Annotated in this window: 12 protein-coding genes and 1 pseudogene; 8 read left to right on the top strand and 5 right to left on the bottom strand. The window is 73.8% G+C overall.

Translation table 11 applies throughout. The features are described 5' to 3' along the window. Together ACSNOG_RS27020 and ACSNOG_RS27015 are read left to right on the top strand one after the other, a co-directional pair. The coding region (locus ACSNOG_RS27020; RefSeq protein ID WP_436755309.1) for an SDR family NAD(P)-dependent oxidoreductase at positions 1–6,391 on the top strand (6,391 nt) is incomplete at its 5' end. A 5-nt stretch (positions 6,392–6,396) separates the two neighbouring features. Then, positions 6,397–8,010 carry an MFS transporter gene (locus tag ACSNOG_RS27015; RefSeq protein ID WP_436755310.1) on the top strand — a complete coding sequence of 538 codons (1,614 nt, stop codon included), beginning with the start codon at positions 6,397–6,399 and terminating at the stop codon, positions 8,008–8,010. A 26-nt stretch (positions 8,011–8,036) separates the two neighbouring features. Here the strand turns inward: ACSNOG_RS27015 and ACSNOG_RS27010 are convergent, their stop codons facing one another. After that, positions 8,037–8,741, bottom strand: a complete 705-nt coding sequence (locus tag ACSNOG_RS27010; RefSeq protein WP_436755308.1) for a response regulator — start codon at positions 8,739–8,741, stop codon at positions 8,037–8,039. Then, entirely contained in the window at positions 8,738–9,280 is a 543-nt protein-coding gene (locus ACSNOG_RS27005; RefSeq protein WP_436755307.1) for a sensor histidine kinase, read from the bottom strand. The genes ACSNOG_RS27010 and ACSNOG_RS27005 overlap by 4 nt, the downstream gene beginning before the upstream one ends. 819 nt (positions 9,281–10,099) lie before the next feature. On the opposite strand from ACSNOG_RS27005, the gene ACSNOG_RS27000 reads away from it, so the two are divergent. The 4 genes and pseudogenes from ACSNOG_RS27000 (at position 10,100) to ACSNOG_RS26985 (ending at position 11,441) form a co-directional block, all read left to right on the top strand. Next, entirely contained in the window at positions 10,100–10,396 is a 297-nt protein-coding gene (locus tag ACSNOG_RS27000) for a hypothetical protein (protein WP_436755306.1), read from the top strand. Continuing rightward, the gene (locus tag ACSNOG_RS26995; protein WP_436755305.1) at positions 10,381–10,503 is read left to right on the top strand and encodes a hypothetical protein; all 123 of its coding nucleotides are present in this window, start codon (positions 10,381–10,383) and stop codon (positions 10,501–10,503) included. Before ACSNOG_RS27000 ends, ACSNOG_RS26995 begins: the two co-directional genes overlap by 16 nt. Before the next feature lie 141 nt (positions 10,504–10,644). Continuing rightward, positions 10,645–10,929: pseudogene (locus ACSNOG_RS26990) on the top strand (hypothetical protein); the annotation flags it as partial. A 284-nt stretch (positions 10,930–11,213) separates the two neighbouring features. Then, a complete protein-coding gene (locus ACSNOG_RS26985; RefSeq protein ID WP_436755304.1) occupies positions 11,214–11,441 on the top strand; it encodes a hypothetical protein in 228 nt (75 codons plus the stop codon). A gap of 55 nt (positions 11,442–11,496) precedes the next feature. Here ACSNOG_RS26985 and ACSNOG_RS26980 read toward each other — a convergent pair whose 3' ends face one another. Further along, positions 11,497–11,889: a cupin domain-containing protein gene (locus tag ACSNOG_RS26980; protein WP_436755303.1), complete on the bottom strand. Its 393-nt coding sequence runs from the start codon at positions 11,887–11,889 to the stop codon at positions 11,497–11,499. A gap of 52 nt (positions 11,890–11,941) precedes the next feature. Here ACSNOG_RS26980 and ACSNOG_RS26975 point away from each other — a divergent pair, with 52 nt between their 5' ends. Together ACSNOG_RS26975 and ACSNOG_RS26970 are read left to right on the top strand one after the other, a co-directional pair. Next, positions 11,942–12,940, top strand: a complete 999-nt coding sequence (locus ACSNOG_RS26975; RefSeq protein WP_436755302.1) for a GlxA family transcriptional regulator — start codon at positions 11,942–11,944, stop codon at positions 12,938–12,940. Between the two features lie 417 nt (positions 12,941–13,357). Further along, entirely contained in the window at positions 13,358–13,972 is a 615-nt protein-coding gene (locus ACSNOG_RS26970; RefSeq protein ID WP_436755301.1) for a hypothetical protein, read from the top strand. Positions 13,973–14,055: 83 nt separating this feature from the next. Here ACSNOG_RS26970 and ACSNOG_RS26965 read toward each other — a convergent pair whose 3' ends face one another. Together ACSNOG_RS26965 and ACSNOG_RS26960 are read right to left on the bottom strand one after the other, a co-directional pair. Then, a complete protein-coding gene (locus ACSNOG_RS26965; RefSeq protein WP_436755300.1) occupies positions 14,056–15,195 on the bottom strand; it encodes an FAD-dependent oxidoreductase in 1,140 nt (379 codons plus the stop codon). A gap of 189 nt (positions 15,196–15,384) precedes the next feature. Next, positions 15,385–16,128, bottom strand: a complete 744-nt coding sequence (locus ACSNOG_RS26960) for a thioesterase II family protein (RefSeq protein WP_436755299.1) — start codon at positions 16,126–16,128, stop codon at positions 15,385–15,387. Positions 16,129–16,197: the final 69 nt, after the last annotated feature.

Here is a 16,197-nt window from a genome sequence, read left to right as displayed (position 1 = left end):
CGCCCTGCGGTCCGCCCCGCCGGCCGGACCGCGTCCGGTCCTCGTTTCCGCCCGCACCCCCGCCGCCCTCAGCCGGGCGGCCACCGCCCTGGCCGACCGCCTCGACGCCGCGGACGGGACCGGCCCCGACGACGCCTGGGCCTTCTACGACACCGCTCACACCACTCTCACCCGCCGCGGTACCCACCCCTGCCGCCTGGCCGTCCTGGCAGCCGACGCGTCCACCGCCGCCGCCCGCCTCCGCGCCCGCGCCGACCTCCCGCCCGCCCCGGCCCTCGCCCGCGGTGACATCGCCTTCGTCTACAGCGGCAACGGTGCCCAGTGGACCGGAATGGGACGCCGCCTGCTCGCCTCCTCACCCGCCTTCCGGGAGGCCGTCGAGGAGGCCGACGCCGCGCTGATGCCCCTGCTCGGCTGGTCCGTGCGCGACGAACTGGGCACCGACAGCCCCGACCCGGCGCGCCAGGCTCTCACCCAGGTCGCCCAGCCGCTGCTGTTCACCGTCCAGACGGCCCTGACCGCCGCCCTCGCCGCTCTCGGCGTACGCCCGCAGGCGGTGTGCGGCCACAGCGTCGGCGAGATCGCCGCCGCCCACGCCTGCGGCGCCCTCGACCTGCCCGCCGCGGCACGGGTCGTCGCCCACCGCAGCCGCGCCCAGGCCCGTACCTCCGGCTGCGGCCGGATGGCGGCCGTGGGGCTCACGCCCCACCAGGCCCGGGAGGAAGTGGACCGCTATGACGGGCTGCTGGAGCTGGCCGCCGTCAACAGCCCGAGGGACGTCACGATCGCCGGCGACGAGGGGGCCCTGGACGCTCTCGCCCGCACCCTGGCCGGGCGGGGGACGTTCTTCCGGATGCTGGAGCTCGACCACGCCTTCCACACCTCCCGCATGGACCCGATCGAAGAAGACCTGCACGCCGCTCTCGCCGGTCTGTGCCCCGAGCCGGGCCGGCTGCCCTTCGTGTCCACGGTCACCGGCGCCCTCCACAAGGGGGAGGAACTGACGGCGGACTACTGGTGGCGCAACGTCCGCCAGCCCGTACTGCTGCCGGACGCGGTCCTGGCGCTGACCGAAGCGGGCTGCGACGCCTTCGTCGAGATCGGCCCGCACCCCGTCCTCGCCTCCTACCTGCGCCGTACCCTCACCGCCACGCGTCCGGACGCGCCCCGTGCCGTGGTGCCCACCCTCGCCCGGGACGCGGACGGCCCCGACGCCCTCGAACACGCCGTCGCCGCGCTGCTGACGGCGGGCGCCCGTACGGACCTCGGCCGCCTCCTGCCCGTCCCGGGCCGCGTCCGGGACCTGCCCGCCTACCCCTGGCAGCGCGAACGCCACTGGCACGGCTCCCCCCAGTGGTTCGAGCGCGGCTGCGGCGACGGCAGACACCACCATCCGCTGCTCGGCGAACGCGCCGCCCACGCCGGGCCGCTGTGGCAGCTCCGCCTCGACCCCTCCCGGCACCGCTGGCTCGCCGATCACGTCGTCGGCGGCGCCGTCGTCCTGCCCGCCGCCGCGTTCGCCGAGGCGGCCCTCGCCGCAGGCACCCTCCACCACGGGGCCCCTGCCCAGCTGGAGGACCTGGCCGTCGAGCGCGCCCTCGTCCTGCCCTTCGACGATCCCGCCATGGACGTCCGCCTCCAGACCGCCCTCGACCCGGCCGACGGCACCGTACGCCTCTCCAGCCACGACGGCTCCGGCCCCTGGCGGCAGCACGCACGAGGGGTCGTGCGCCGCCTGCTGCGCGAACGTCCGGGCGCCGAGGACGTTCCCGCCCTGCTCGCGCGCCTGACGAACACCCGGTCGGCCTCCGGCTGCTACGCGGCGGCGGCCCGCGCCGGTCTCGCGTACGGGCCCGCCTTCACCGTCCTCGCCCATCTGCGCACGGGGGACGGCGAAGTCCTGGCCCGCTACGCCCTTCCCGCTCCGGCGGACCGGCCTTCCCCGCCACCTGAGGGGGGATCGGACGACACGGGGCACCCAGGGGACACGTACGCCGCGACGGGCACCGGCCCCGGCGAGGACGACGCCGAGGGGCATCTGCTGCACCCCACCCTCCTCGACGGCCTCCTCCAGGCCGGACTGCCGTTGCTCGACCGGGCCGACGGCACCGCCGCCCCCGGCACGCCGTACCTGCCCGTGGCGATCGCCGCCCTGCGCGTATGGGGCCCGGCTCCTCCCGAAGGCTGGGTGCACGTACGGGAGCGCGAGGCCACCCGGCACGAAATCCGCTGGGACATCCGCCTCCTCGACGACCGGGGCCAGGTCGTGGCCGAGCTCGACGGCTGCCGGCTGCGTCCCTTCGACACCGGCCGGGCCGCGCCGGAGCGCCTGGCCATGACCCTGCGCGCCGCTGCCCGGGCGCCCGGCCTGCCCGCCTGGGACGCCGGCCGGTACGCGGACGCGGCCCGGCTGGGCGAGGAGCTGATCGCACACTTCACCCTCCGGGCCGCCCGCACCCTCGCCCCGGACGCGGCCGCGTACACCCCCGACAGCCTCATCGCCGCCGGAGCCCTCCCCACCCACGCGCGCCTGCTGCGCGCGCTCCTGGACCAGGCCGGGCGCGCCGGCCTGGCCCGCCGCACCTCCGAAGGCGCCTGGGCGCCGGCCGGGCCCGCCGACCCCGGCCGAGCCCTGACCCGCCTGCTCCGCGCCGCACCCGGCTATGTCACGGAGGCGGTCCTGCACAGCCGCTGCGGCGCCCGGCTGCCCGAGGTGCTCCTCGGCCGGACCGACCCCGTGGACCTGCTCTTCGCCGACGCGGAGCGCCACTGGGTGGAGAACTTCTTCTCCGTCACCCGTGTCACCCGCTACTGCAACGCCCTGGCCGTCGCCCTCGTCCGGGAGATCGTGCGGCACTGGCCCGCCGACCGTCCCTTGCGCGTCCTGGAGGTCGGCGGTGGCACCGGGGCCCTGACCGCGGACCTCCTCGGAGTCCTGCCGGCCGGGCGCACCCACTACACCTTCACCGACGTCTCCGAGGCGTTCTTCCCGCGCGCCCGCCACCGGTTCACCGGCCACGACCACCTCGTCTACCGCGCCCTCGATCTCGACCGGGACCTTCGGCAACAGGGCTTCGCGCCCCGGGGTTTCGACCTCGTCGTCGCCGGAAACGTCCTGCACGCCACGGCGGACCTCCGTAAGAGCCTCGCCCGCGTCGCGGGCCTGCTCGACGACGGCGGACAGCTCCTGGCCGTCGAGACGCACAACCCCGACCGGATCATGCTCTGCTTCGGCATGCTGCGGAGCTTCTGGAACGACGGCGACCGCGATCTGCGCCCGGACTCACCGCTCCTCGGGCACGACCAGTGGCCGGGACTGCTCACCGCCCATGGCTTCGACGAGACCGCACAACTCGGCGCGGACCAGGCCGGCGGCGACTACTCCGTCCTGCTCGCCCGGCGCGCCCCCGGCACGGCCGCGGGCGCCCCGACGGCGGAGGCCCTTGCCTCCGGGGTCCCGGAGGTCGTGGTCGTCCCCCAAGTACCTGACGGCTCGACCATGCCACAGGTGCCGGAGGGCTCGGTCGGCCCCGAGGCGCCGGGTTCCCCGCAGACCGGGGGCGCCCTGCAAACCCCGCACGTCCCGGGCACACCGGCCGGGCCCCCGGTCCCGGGCCGGGCCACGTCCTGGATCATCGCCTCCGAACACACCGGTACGGAGGACCCTTTCGCCGACGCGCTGGCGGCCGCCCTGCACGCGACCGACCCGGCCACCCCCGTCAGCGTCGTGGACGCCACCACCGACCCGGACGTGTGGACGGCCCGCCTGCGTTCCGACCCGGCCCGGCCCACCGTCGTCCTCCCGGCGATCGAGGACGGCCCGGGCCCGGGTGACGACTCCCCCGCCCGGCGCTGCCGGAGCGGCGACGCCGACGACGGACGGGCCGCGCTGCGGCAAGCCGTCACCCGCACCGGCGTACTGCGCGCACTCGCCCAGGCCTGCACCCGGCTGCCCCACCAGGCCGCCCCGGCACTGTGGTTGATCACCCGGCCTTCCGGCGCCCTCCCGGCTGCGGCGCCTGGTACGCCCCTCGCCCCGCACGGCGCCGTGCCCTGGGCCGTGGCCCGCACGCTCGCCAACGAACAGCACCGGCCCGCCGTCCGACGACTGTCCTACGAGCCGGGGCCGACGCCCGGGCACGACGCCCGCCGACTGGTCCGCGAACTGTGCGCCCCGACGGACGAGACCGAGATCGTGCTCACGTCCGCCGGGCGGTTCGTCCCCCGGCTGCGGGAACTGCCCGCCGCCACCGCCCCGCCCTGCGACCGGCCCTACCGGCTGCGCCTGCGCCGCCCGGGGAGCGGCCGCGCCCTGGACTGGGTGCCCGCCGACCCGTCCGCCCCCGGCCCCGGTCCCGGGCAGGTGACCGTCGAGGTGCGCGCGGCCGGCCTCAACTACCGGGACGTCATGCTGGCCGCCGGCGCGCTTCCGCCCGGCGCGGAGAGCCCCGCCCCCGGGGAGCACAGCCTCGGCCTGGAGTGCGCGGGCGTCGTCACGGCCGTCGGCGAGGGGACGTCCCTCGCCGTGGGGGAACGGGTCTTCGCCTACGCGCCCGGGGCCCTGGCCTCGCACGTCGTCGTCCCCGAGGCGTCCGCCGGCCGGATCCCCGCCCACCTGGACTTCGCCGAGGCCGCGACCTTGCCCGTCGCCTTCTTCACCGTCCAGCACGCCCTGGAACATCTGGCCCGGCTCGCCGAGGGAGAGACCGTCCTCGTCCACGGCGCCGCCGGCGGGGTGGGCCTCGCGGCCCTGCAGTACGCGCGCCGCGTCGGTGCCCGGGTCATCGCCACCGCCGGCGGGCCGGCGAAGCGCGACCTGCTGACCCTGATGGGCGTCGGCCACGTCCTGGACTCCCGCACGCTCGGCTTCGCTGACCGGGTCATGGAACTGACCGGCGGCGCCGGCGTCGACGTCGTCCTCAACTCCCTCGCGGGAGAGGCCCTCGCACGGGGCCTGGACGTGCTGGGTCCCGGTGGCCGCTTCGTCGAGCTGGGCAAGCGCGACATCCACACCGGTGGCCGGATCCCGCTGCGGGCGTTCCGGGACAACCTGTCCTTCCACGCCGTGGACGCCCACCGGATGCACATCCGTCAGCCGCGCCTGGCAGCCGCCCACTTCGCGGAGCTCACCCGCCGCGTCCACCAAGGCGCCTACCGGCCGCTCCCCCACCAGGTTCTCCCCGCCGACCGCGTCGAGGACGCCTTCGCCCTCCTGGGCCGCTCCCGCCACGTCGGCAAGGTCGTCGTCGCCCTCGACCCCGCGCCGCGCCTGACCGCACCCCCCGGGCGGCTCGTCTGCAACCCCGCGGCCGCCTACCTGATCACCGGAGGCCTCACCGGTCTCGGCGCCGCCACCGCGCACCTCCTCGCCGAGCGGGGAGCCCGCCACCTGGCTCTGGTGTCCCGTCGCGGCCCCGCCACCCCGGGCGCCCCCGAACTGATCGCCGACCTGGCCCGCAAGGGCGTCACCGCCACCGCCCACGCCGCCGACGCGGCCGAGCCCGAGGAGATGACCGCCGTCCTCGGCGCGATCACCGCCACCGGGCGGCCCCTGCGCGGAGTACTCCACTGCGGCATGGTGCTGGCGGACAGGCAGCTGGTGGAGACGACGGACGAGGACGTCGAGGCGGTGCTCGCGCCGAAGCTCCGGGGCGCCGCCGTCCTGGACTCCCTCACCCGCGGATCCGAGCTGGACTTCTTCGTCGCTCAATCCTCCATCTCGGCCTCCGTGGGCCACCGTTCCCAGGCCGCGTACGCCGCCGCCAACCTCTCCATGGAAGCGCTCGTCCGGGCCCGCCGGGCCGCCGGCCTGCCGGGTCTCGCCGTCGGATGGGGGCTGCTCGGGGAAGTCGGCACCGCGGCCGATGCGGCAATCGGCCGAGCCCTGGAACGGATGGGCCTCGCCCCCATGCGCACCGACCAGGTCCTCACCGCCCTCGAAGAACTCATGACGCGCCCCGCCGGCACCGCCGATGCAGGCGTCGTGCAAGTGGGTCACTTCGACTTCGCCCGCATGGCGTCCTACCTCCCCGCTCTCCGCACGCCCGGCTTCGCCGCGGTCCTGCCACCGGAGGAGTCCGAGGGCGGCCCGGGCACGGCCGCCCGGCGCCGTCTCGCCGAGGACGGCACGCCCCCCAGCCGCGAAGAACTCGCCGAGCTCCTCGTCGCGCTGGTCGCCCGTGTCACCCACAGCGTCCCTGAGCGGATCGACCGGTCGCGACGCCTGGACGCACTGGGCCTCGACTCCCTCATGGCCACCGAACTGGTCGTCGCCCTCCAGCGCGAACTCGCCTGCGAGGTCCCCGCCATGGACGTGATCAACGCAGACAGCATCGACGATCTCGCAGGACGCGTCCTGACCCTGCTCGGGGCGCGTACGAGCGACCCGTGACCCCCATGGCCGCCCGGCGCCCCGCGTCGCGCCACACTCGGCCGAAGACCCCGAACCGGTGGCCCCGCGCGGCCACCGCCGTCCTCTGCCTGGGATTCTTCGTCCTGGGCATGGACGTGACCGTCCTCAATGTCGCCGTCCCCGCCCTCCAGCACGATCTGGGCGCCACCTTGGCCCAGGTCCAGTGGATCGTCGACGGCTACGCCCTCGCTCTCGGCGCGGCCGTCCTCGCGTCCGGTGCCGTCACCGACCGGATCGGCCGAAGGCGCTCCTTCGTCGCCGGACTCGCCGTGTGCGGATCCGTCTCCGCTCTCGGCGCCCTCGCGCGGCACCCCGGGCAACTGATCGCCGCGCGCTGCGGCATGGGCCTCGGCGCCGCCCTGCTGATGCCCGCGACGCTCTCCCTCATCAGCAACCTCCACCCCGCCGCCGAGGCCCGGCGCCGGGCGATCGCCGCCTGGGCCGCCGCGGGTGCCGTCGGCGGCCTGACCGGCCCGGTCATCGGGGGCTTCCTGGTCGAGGAGTTCTCCTGGCGCGCCGGCTTCTGGGTCAACGTCCCGCTGACGGCCCTCGTCATCGCGCTCGCGCCCGCCTTCGTCCCCGAATCCCGCACCGCGCCCGGCCCGGCACGCACGGACCTCGGCGGTCTCGTCCTGTCCACCGCCGGGTTCCTCGCCCTCATCTGGTCGGTCATCGAGAGCCCCGCCCGGGGGTGGACCGACCCGGTCGTCCTGACCGGTTACGGTGCCGCGGTCGCCCTGCTGGCCTGCTTCGTCGCATGGGAGCGGTCCTCCCGGCACCCCATGCTCCCGCTGTCCCTGCTGCGGGACGCCCGGGTGAGCACGGGAGCGGCGTGCCTGGCCCTGATGTCCCTGGCCCTGTTCGGCGCGCTGTTCGTCCTCACCCTCTACCTCCAAGGGGTGCAGGGCTGCTCGCCCTGGCGGGCAGGTGTGCACATCCTCCCCCTGCCCGCCGCCCTGGCCCTGGGGGCCGGCGCCGCGCTGCCGCTCCTCGCCCGCTTCGGCGAACGCCTCCCCGTGGTCCTCGGCCTCACCCTCGTCACCTGCGCCTTCGTCGTCCAGGCCGGCACCCGCACCGAATCCGGCTACGCACGGGTCCTCGCCTTCGAGCTCGTCGCGGGCGTCGGCGCGGGGCTGGTCGCCTGCGCGGCCACCGAGACGGTCATGGGCGCGGTACCGCGTGAGCGGGCCGGCCTCGGCTCGGCCATCAACGACGCCACGCGACAGCTGGGGTCGGCGCTGGGCGTGGCGGTGCAGGGGTCGGTGCTGTCGACGGTCTACACCTCGCGGCTGGAGGAAGGAAACGCCGGTGGCGCACCGCTGCGCGCCGCGGGGGCGTTCGTGGACGGGGGCACGGGACTGCCGCCCGCCGCACGGGAGGCGTTCGTGGCCGCGGTGACGACGACGGCGGTGACCGGCGCGATGGTTTCCCTGACAGCCACCGCGGCGGCCTGGTACTGGCTTCCGTCGGGAGCGCCGGCCGCCGCGGAGTGCGGGCTCAAGGCCCGGCCGGCAGACGGCCGACGGCACCGTCACCGGCGACGTCGAAGCGGCCGAAGTGGCCGAAGTGGCCGAAGTGGCCGAAGTGACAATCGGTAGTCCGGAGCGGTGGCCTGTGGGCTCCGTCAGTCGGTGAAGCCCGGGACTACCAGGCCGGACTCGTACGCGATCACCACCGCGTGCGTCCTGTTCTGTGCGCCGAGCTTGGTCAGCACGTTTCCCACGTGGGTCTTCACCGTCTCCAGGCTCACCGTGAGTGTTCTTGCGATCTCCGGGTTGGACAGGCCCGTGGCCATGCTCCGCAGCACTTCTTCCTCCCGGCCGGTCAGTGCCGCTTTCGGTAGTGCCTTGGCGGAGTCCAGTGGACGGGCGGCGACCATGCGGCGCAGCGCTGCGGGGAAGAGGATCGCTTCCCCGGACGCCACCACCCGTACCGTCTCCGCGATCTTGCGGACCGGGAGTCGCTTGAGCACGAACCCGGCGGCGCCCGCGCTGAGTGCCGCGGTGACGTAGTCGTCGTTCTCGAAGGTGGTGATCACCACGACCTTCGGCGGTGCGGTGGACGGGTCGGCGAGGAGCTGCCGGGTGGCCTCGATGCCGTTGCAGCGCGGCATGCGCACGTCCATCAGGACGACGTCCGGGCGCAGCCGTCGTGCCTGTTCGACCGCATCGATGCCGTCGGCGGCTTCCCCGACCACCGTGATTCCCGGTTGAGCCGTGAGCAGCACGCGCAGACCGCTGCGGGTCACTTCGTCGTCGTCAGCGATCAAGAGGGTGACGGGGGTGCCGACGGGATCGGCGGCCGCCGCGCTCGTGTCGGGGCCGGTCATGCCGACGCCGGTACGGGCAGGCGGACGGCCAGACGCCAGTGCCGCGGCCCGTGCGGGCCCGCCTCGATCTCGCCGTGCAGCAGCCGCACGCGCTCGGCGAGACCGGGCATGCCGTGCCCGGACGTCGGGAAGGTGCCCTGGCCCGTGCTCGTTCCCGGGCCGGTCCTGTTGACCACGTCGAGCTCAAGGCTGTCCGGGGTGGCCGCCACGCGGAGCTCGATCGGACCGCCCGCCCCGTGCCGCAGCGCGTTCGTCAGGCCCTCCTGCAGGATCCGGTACGCCGCCCGGGAGAGCGTCCCCTGCACCTGTGTCCAGTCGCCCGACAGCTCCGACTCCACCACCGCGCCCGCGTGCCGCAACCGGTCGATCAGCTCGGGCAGGTCGGCCAGGGTGCGGGCCGGTGCTGTCTCCGCCCGCTGATCGCGCAGCACACCCAGTACGTAGTCCAGGTCCTCCAGTGCGGTCCGGGACGACTCCTCGATGCTGCGCAGGGCGGCCCGCGCCGCCACCGGGTCGGCGGCGAGGAGTTCGCTCGCCACTGCGGCCTGGATCGTGGTCGCCGTGAGCGTGTGACCGATCGAGTCGTGCAGTTCGTGGGCAGCCGGTTGCGTTCGGCCAGCGCCTGTTCTCGCTCTTCCGCCAGCGCGAGCCGCTCGGCCGACGAAGGACCCAGCAGCCTGGGTGCCAGTCGGCGCAGGGCTCCCGTCACCGCCACGCACACCAGCGCGGCCAGCAGCAGGAAGCAGAGCCCCAGTGTCCGGCTCTGCCAGCCGGCCTCCGCCCGCAGGGTCCGGCCGAACAGACTCAGCGCCGCCTCGCTCCGGAACCAGCCGAACGGCAGGGTCAGGCCCATGAGGAGAAGTGCCCCGCCGGCCAGCGCCCCCGTCCACCCCAGCGTCACGTGCAGCACCAGCCACAGCGGCGTGCGCCAGCGGTCGCCTCCCGATGCCACAGGATCCGGCAACGGCACCCTCAGCAGCCTGCGGGCGAACGCGATCAGCGCCCGCCGTGTGGTGCGGGCCAGACCGGCCGTACCCACCAGTGCCGCCCAGGCCAGGAGAGTCAGAACGGCCTGCACGCCATAGGGAGCGGACGACCACAGCAGGGCCGGAAGCATGGCGAAAGGCAGCAGCGGAATGCTCGCCAGAGCACCGCAATAGGCGAAGAGCATGCCCGTGTACGTGGAGCCGCGTAGCAGCGGCCGGATTCCCCAGATCATGATCCGACCAGTATGACCGGGCAGTCGGCCGGGGGTCCTCCCCCGATCGGGGGAGGGAATTCCCCCGCCTTTCCGCGATGTGCTGGTGCGGCTCCCAAAACCAGAATCACCCCCTGAGCATTCGACTGGAGGATGACTGATGAACACACGAAGCACAGAGGCGTCGCCGCACCGCACGACACCGGCCTGGACCGGTGGGGCGGATCCGTATCTCCCCGGCTCCCAGAGCCGCAAGAACCGGCCGGCCGGAGCCGCCATGGTGCTGGGCGTCACCGGCTTGAGCACCTCGGTCTTCCTCTTCGGCGGGCTGCTCGGCGTCGCCGGCCTGGTCCTCGGCATCGTGGCCCTGGTGAGAAGCGGGCGGGCGCGAAGGGGCCGGGCCAAGGCCGTCACCGGCTTGGTGACGTCGGCCATCGGATCGTGGTGGCCGTCCTGATGGCCTTCTTCATGGTCTGGTACGCGAACGAGACGCAGGAGTGCTACCAGCCCGACAGTCTCCGGCAGTACAAGCAGTGCGTCTTCCGGCAGCTCGCGGAGAACTGATCCTGATGCGAAACTCACGAATAACGTCTTTCCTGGCTTCCGGTACCGCGGCGGCTCTTCTTTCCGTGTCGATACCCGAAACGGCCTTCGGCGCGTCCGAGCCGACCGCAGCGCAGCACAAGCTCCGGTGGCAGCGGTGCGATGCGGGTAGCCCCGCCTCTTTTCAGTGCGCGACTCTCCGGGTGCCGCTGGATTACAGCTATCCCGGCGGCAGGACGATCGACATCGCGAGAGGCCGGGACCTTTGCGAGGGACGTGGAACGGGCCCGAACCGTGGCCGCCACGTGCCGGGCCGCGGCGGGCGACACGCTGCGCCACCTCACCACGCGCAACACCGCACGTGACATGGACGCCATCCGTGCCGCGCTGGGCGAGAAGAAGATCTCGTACCTGGGAATGTCCTACGGCACCTATCTCGGAGCCGTCTACACGCAGATGTTTCCCCTGCGGACCGACCGGTTCGTGCTGGACAGTGCAGCCGACCCCGCGGGCTACGGGCGCGGCATGTTCACCGCGAAGGCCAAGAGAACCGAACCCGCCGTCACACGGTGGACCCAGTGGACGGCCCGGCGGCACACGACGTACGGACTGGGTCGCACACCGGCCGCGGTCCGCAAGACCTTTTGGGACCTCGTCGCCAGGGCCGACCGCACCCCCATCGAGGACGGCGGGGCGCTCCTGACCGGTGACGACACCGTGCTCAGGGCACCGTGTTCGCCCGCGTCCAGAAGGCCGCCGCCTGGGTCGCCGGGCGGCAGGAGGCGGCCGACGGCAAGAAGTCCGGCACCTCCGGCCAGGCACCGGTTCCCGTCCCTCCGGCGTCCGCCCGCGACGTCCCCCCCGACAACGAGGACGCGAGCGCCTGGGCCGTGCTGTGTGCCGACACCCGGGCGTCATGGCCTACCTGGCCACGGGCAGGCTCCCTGCCCAGGACCTGACCTGCCGGGCCGGCTGAACCTCGTGCGGGAGCAACAAGCCGGACCCTGCGCCGCATCAGCCGAGAGGGTGCCCCGTCGTCGCGTCGACGTGGCCGGGGATCTCGTCGTGGCGGTCGCCGACCGTCGGCGTCCCGGTCGGTTCGAAGAGGAGGATCGCGGCGCCGGTTGCGGAAGAGGGCTTGTGCTCCGTGCCCTTCGGCACGGTGAAGACCGTGCCCTGCGGCAGCCGCACCGTGCGTTCCCCGGCCGCTTCTCGCAGGGAGATGCTCAGTTCCCCCTCCAGGACGAGGAAGAACTCGTCGGTGTCGTCGTGGGCGTGCCACAGGTGTTCGCCGCGGACTTTCGCGACGCGGACGTCGTAGTCGTTGACGCGCGTGACGATGCGGGGGCTCCAGAAGGCGTCGAAGGACGCGAGGGCTTCACCGAGGTCGAGGGGTTCATTGCTCATGCAGGCATCGTCGGCGGTTGAGCCCCTCGCGAGGGAGTGCTAGGAATCGCACATGCCGCAAGATTCCTCGCACGCGCGCCATGCTCCGGCGGCGGGCCCGCACCGCGTCGTCGTGATCGTGGACGAGAACTCCAACCCCTTCGAGCTCGGTTGTACGACGGAGGTGTTCGGCCTGCACCGGCCCGAGATCGGCCGCACGCTGTACGACTTCCGGATCTGCTCACCCGAGCCGAGCACCGCGATGAGGGACGGGTTCTTCACCCTCACGGGAGTCGCCGGCCTGGAGGCGGCCGACACGGCGGACACGGTGATCGTCCCCAACCGGCCCGACGTCGACGTGCCCCGCCGCCCGGCCTTGCTCGACGCCGTCCGACGGGCGCACGCGCGCGGTGCACGGCTGGTCGGCCTGTGCAGCGGCGCCTTCACCCTCGCCGAGGCCGGCGTCCTCGACGGGCGCCGGGCCACGGCGCACTGGCAGTGGGCCGGCTCCTTCCGGGCCCGCTTCCCCCGCGTTCGCCTGGAGGAGAACGTGCTCTTCGTCGACGACGGGGACATCCTCACCGCCGCGGGCAGCGCAGCCGCCCTCGACCTCGGACTGCACATCGTGCGGCTCGACCACGGGGCCGGCGTCGCCAATGCCGTCAGCCGGCGTCTGGTCTTCGCCGCCCACCGGGACGGCGGGCAGCAGCAGTTCATCGAACGCCCCGTTCCCGAACTCCCCGACGAGTCCCTCGGGCCGGTCCTGGCCTGGGCCCAGGAGCGCCTGGAGACGACGCTGACCGTGTCCGACCTGGCGGCGCGCGCCGCGGTCAGCCCGGCCACGCTGCACCGCCGTTTCCGGGCCCAGCTCGGCACCACTCCCCTGGCCTGGCTCACCGGGCAGCGCCTCGCCCTGGCGTGCCGCCTCATCGAACGGGGCGCCATGTCCATGGAGACGGTCGCGCGGCGCAGCGGGCTGGGCACCGCCGCCAACCTGCGGGCGCTGATGCGCCGCGACCGAGGGCTCACGCCCTCGGCGTACCGGCAGAGGTTCGGCCCGCGAACGGCATGAGGGGAGGCCCTGGCGCAGGCGTTGCCGGCGATCCAGCGGGCCGTGCCTTCCGTCCGCGGTGCCACCGGCCGGGGGGTGCACGGGTGCCGCGGCGGCGGATCGCCAGGCCCGGGGTGGTCATCGCCCCGGCCGGCACGCGACCGAGCACGGTTTTCCCAGGCGTCCGGTATCGGGCGGAGACCGCCGAGTTGTGCGGCGGGATTTCGGGGCCCTTCCACCGCTGTTGTAGGGTCTCGCCGTCGATGCCGTGAGCCGACGCCCGCCCCTCCCCGTACCGATGTTGCCGTTTCAGCGGATTCCGTATGTACGGGTCGCTCTGCCGCGCACTTGTCGCCGCCTTGCTGCCGCCGTTCCGGGGTGATGCGGGTGTTCGCCTCCGTCACCGGCAGGAACGTTCAACGGGGAAAGTGAGACGACATGCGTACGTGGATGCGCGCCGTGCCGGTGGCGGCGGGCGCTCTGGTGCTGGCGGTGGGCCTGGCCGGTTGCAGCGAATCGGGTTCGGGCAAGCGCCGGGGGAGTTCCGGCTCTCACTCGTCGCATTCCGGTGCGGGCGCGTCGGGCGAGAAGACGACCTACCGTCTGGGTGAGACGAGCCCCGAGCAGGAAAGCTCGATGCAGAAGTCCGCGGACGCCAAGTACACGGTCACGCCGACCAAGGTACGGATGGGCACCAAGGCCGACATGGACAATTCCGGGCTGAAGAAGGACGACAAGGACGGGCCGAAGATTCCCGTCTACGTCTGGTCGACGCTCACGCACAAGAGCGGCAAGCCCATGGAGCTCGGCGACATGGACAACGACCTGGTCATCAGGACGAACGCGGGCCAGCGCACGCGGGCCCTCATCGTCCTGATGGGCGAGGCGAAGTGGCCGGACTGCCCGGCGCCGCAGAACAGCAAGCAGGTCGGGCCCGGCCAGTCGGAGAACATCTGCACCGCCTTCCTCATCCCGGAGAGCCAGAAGGCCGCCGCGGTGGAACTGACCCGGGGCTTCACCAAGAAGCCGCTGGAGTGGCCGGTGGAGAACTGACCGGACCCGTCCGCAGCCGGCCCGGTCGACGGGCGGCTACCGCGTGCCGGCCGGCGGGGCGGGCGCCGAGCGCATCGAGTGGCTCATCGGCCCTGCTCGTGTCCGCCGGCCATGAGGATCAGACGGTGGATCGCGTCGTCGCCGGAGCCGGTCGTCCCCTGCATCTCGGCACCTTCGAAGGTGGCGGCCTCGGTGCTGCGGGGGAACATGGCCTGCTCGTAGCCGGTGAGCGCGGCTTCGATGTCGCCGGGGTGCGCGGCGAGGGCTTTGCCGAGTTCGGCGCCGTCGAGCATGGCCAGGTTGGCGCCCTCGCCGTTCGGGGCCGTGAGGTGGGCGGCGTCGCCGATCAGGGTGACGCCCGGCACCCGGTCCCACCGGTGCCCGGCCGGCAGAGCGTAGAGGGGGCGCAGGACCGGCGCGGTGTCGCTGCCGGTGATCAGCGCGGTGAGCTCCGGCGCCCAGCCGTCGAACTCCCGCGCGATCCGCGCGGTGGCCGCGGCGGCATCGGTGAAGTCGATGGCGGCGAACCAGTCCTGCGGCTCGGACAGCCCCACGTAGGCGTGCAGCGTGTCGTCCCGTTCCCGGTGGGCGAAGATCTCCCTGCCCGGCGTGGGTGCGATCATCGAACCGCCGCCGACCGCTTGCGCGGCGGCCGGGTGCCGTGTTCCGGCGTCGAACAGGTACGTCTCGACGACTGACTTGCCCACGTACCGGGGCGTGGCGGTGGAGAGCAGCGGCCGGACCCGTGACCACGCGCCGTCCGCGCCGACCAGCAGGCCGGTGACGACGGTGCGGCCGTCGGCGAACGTCACCTCATGACGCCCCTCACCGAGGCTGCGGGTGCTGCTGACTTTGCGCCCCCACCGGACGGTGCCGGGCGGGAGCGCGTCGAGCAGGATCTGCCGCAACTCGCCGCGCTGCACTTCGGGGCGTCCTCCGGTGCCGTCGTCGGCCTTGTCGAGCAGGACGGTGCCGTCCCGGTCGAGGACCCGCATCGCCTGGCGGCCTTCCAGGACGATGGCGTGGAACTCGTCCATCAGGCCCGCCGCCTCGAGGGCGAGTTGCCCGTTGTAGTCGTGGATGTCGAGCATCCCGCCCTGCGTGCGAGCCGTCGGGGAGGATTCGGCCTCGTAGATCGTGGACGGGATTCCGTGGACGTGCAGGACGCGGGCGAGTGTGAGTCCGCCGAGTCCTGCGCCGATGATCGTCACAGCGCTGTTCATGGTGGTGGCTCCTTCGGGGATCGAGGCCGCCCGGTGTGCTCCGGCCGGCCGTCCCCGGAAAGATGCCAGGCCCCGTCGACAAGCCGCCGACATCGGACCGACGGCTCCGACGTGAACCACACCGGCTCGGCGAAGGTCACCGTCTCCTGGGGCGACCACACCTTCCCCTCATGACCCGGGCGGCCGGGCCTACGCCCGTACCGGTGTCCCCAGTTGCTCTGCCATGAGCCGGGCGATCTCCGTGGGGTGCTGGACCAGGAAGAAGTGCCCGCCGGGGAAGGTCTTCAGCGCGAAGGCGCCGTCGGTGTGTGCGGACCAGGCGGCGGCCTCCTTTAGGGGCAGTTGCGGGTCGTCCTCGCCGGCCAGGCAGGTCACGGGGGTGCGCAGCGGCGGGCCGGGTTCCCAGGCGTACGTTTCGGCGGCACGGTAGTCGGCGGCCCGGACGGCCGGGAGGATCATGCGCAGCACGTCCTCGTCGCCCGGCGGCCGGGTGCCGGTGCCGCCTGCGCCGCGCAGGTGAACGGTCTCGCCGCGGTGGGCGGAGGGGGCGCGGCGCCCGGAGACGAACAGGGCGGCGGGCACGGTGCCCCGCTGCTTCTCCAGGCGCCGTGCGATCTCGAAGGCGACGGAGGCGCCCATGCCGTGGCCGAAGAGGGCTATGGGCGGGCCGGTCCAGGGGAACAGTGCGTCGAAGACCTTGCCGGCCAGCGCCGGTACGGAGTCGACCGGTGGTTCGGTGCGGCGCTCCTGGCGGCCGGGGTACTGCACGCACAGCACTTCGACGCTGTCGGGCATGGCCCGGGACAGGGGCAGGTAGAAGCCGGCGGAGCCGCCCGCGTGGGGCAGGCACACCAGCCGGACTCGGCCGGCGGGGCGCGAGTGGAACCTGCGGATCCACAGGTTGCTGTCGCCTTCGGCGGGGGGAGAGTGCACGGAGGCGCTTCTTTCCTGTGTGGGGGAAGCCGGTGGGGGGAGCCGGTGCCGGAAGTCCTGGAGGAGGAC

The sequence above is a fragment of the Streptomyces sp. URMC 124 genome, assembly GCF_051386455.1.
Lineage (GTDB): Bacteria > Actinomycetota > Actinomycetes > Streptomycetales > Streptomycetaceae > Streptomyces.
This window is presented reverse-complemented; position numbering and strand designations above follow the sequence as displayed.

Bases quoted from the DNA above. Each gene is read 5' to 3' on its own strand.
- ACSNOG_RS26980 (WP_436755303.1), bottom strand. From the start codon at position 11,889: ATGAGCAATGAACCCCTCGACCTCGGTGAAGCCCTCGCGTCCTTCGAC.
- ACSNOG_RS27015 (WP_436755310.1), top strand. From the start codon at position 6,397: ATGGCCGCCCGGCGCCCCGCGTCGCGCCACACTCGGCCGAAGACCCCG.
- ACSNOG_RS26965 (WP_436755300.1), bottom strand. From the start codon at position 15,195: ATGAACAGCGCTGTGACGATCATCGGCGCAGGACTCGGCGGACTCACA.
- ACSNOG_RS27010 (WP_436755308.1), bottom strand. From the start codon at position 8,741: ATGACCGGCCCCGACACGAGCGCGGCGGCCGCCGATCCCGTCGGCACC.
- ACSNOG_RS26975 (WP_436755302.1), top strand. From the start codon at position 11,942: ATGCCGCAAGATTCCTCGCACGCGCGCCATGCTCCGGCGGCGGGCCCG.
- ACSNOG_RS27000 (WP_436755306.1), top strand. From the start codon at position 10,100: ATGAACACACGAAGCACAGAGGCGTCGCCGCACCGCACGACACCGGCC.
- ACSNOG_RS26970 (WP_436755301.1), top strand. From the start codon at position 13,358: ATGCGTACGTGGATGCGCGCCGTGCCGGTGGCGGCGGGCGCTCTGGTG.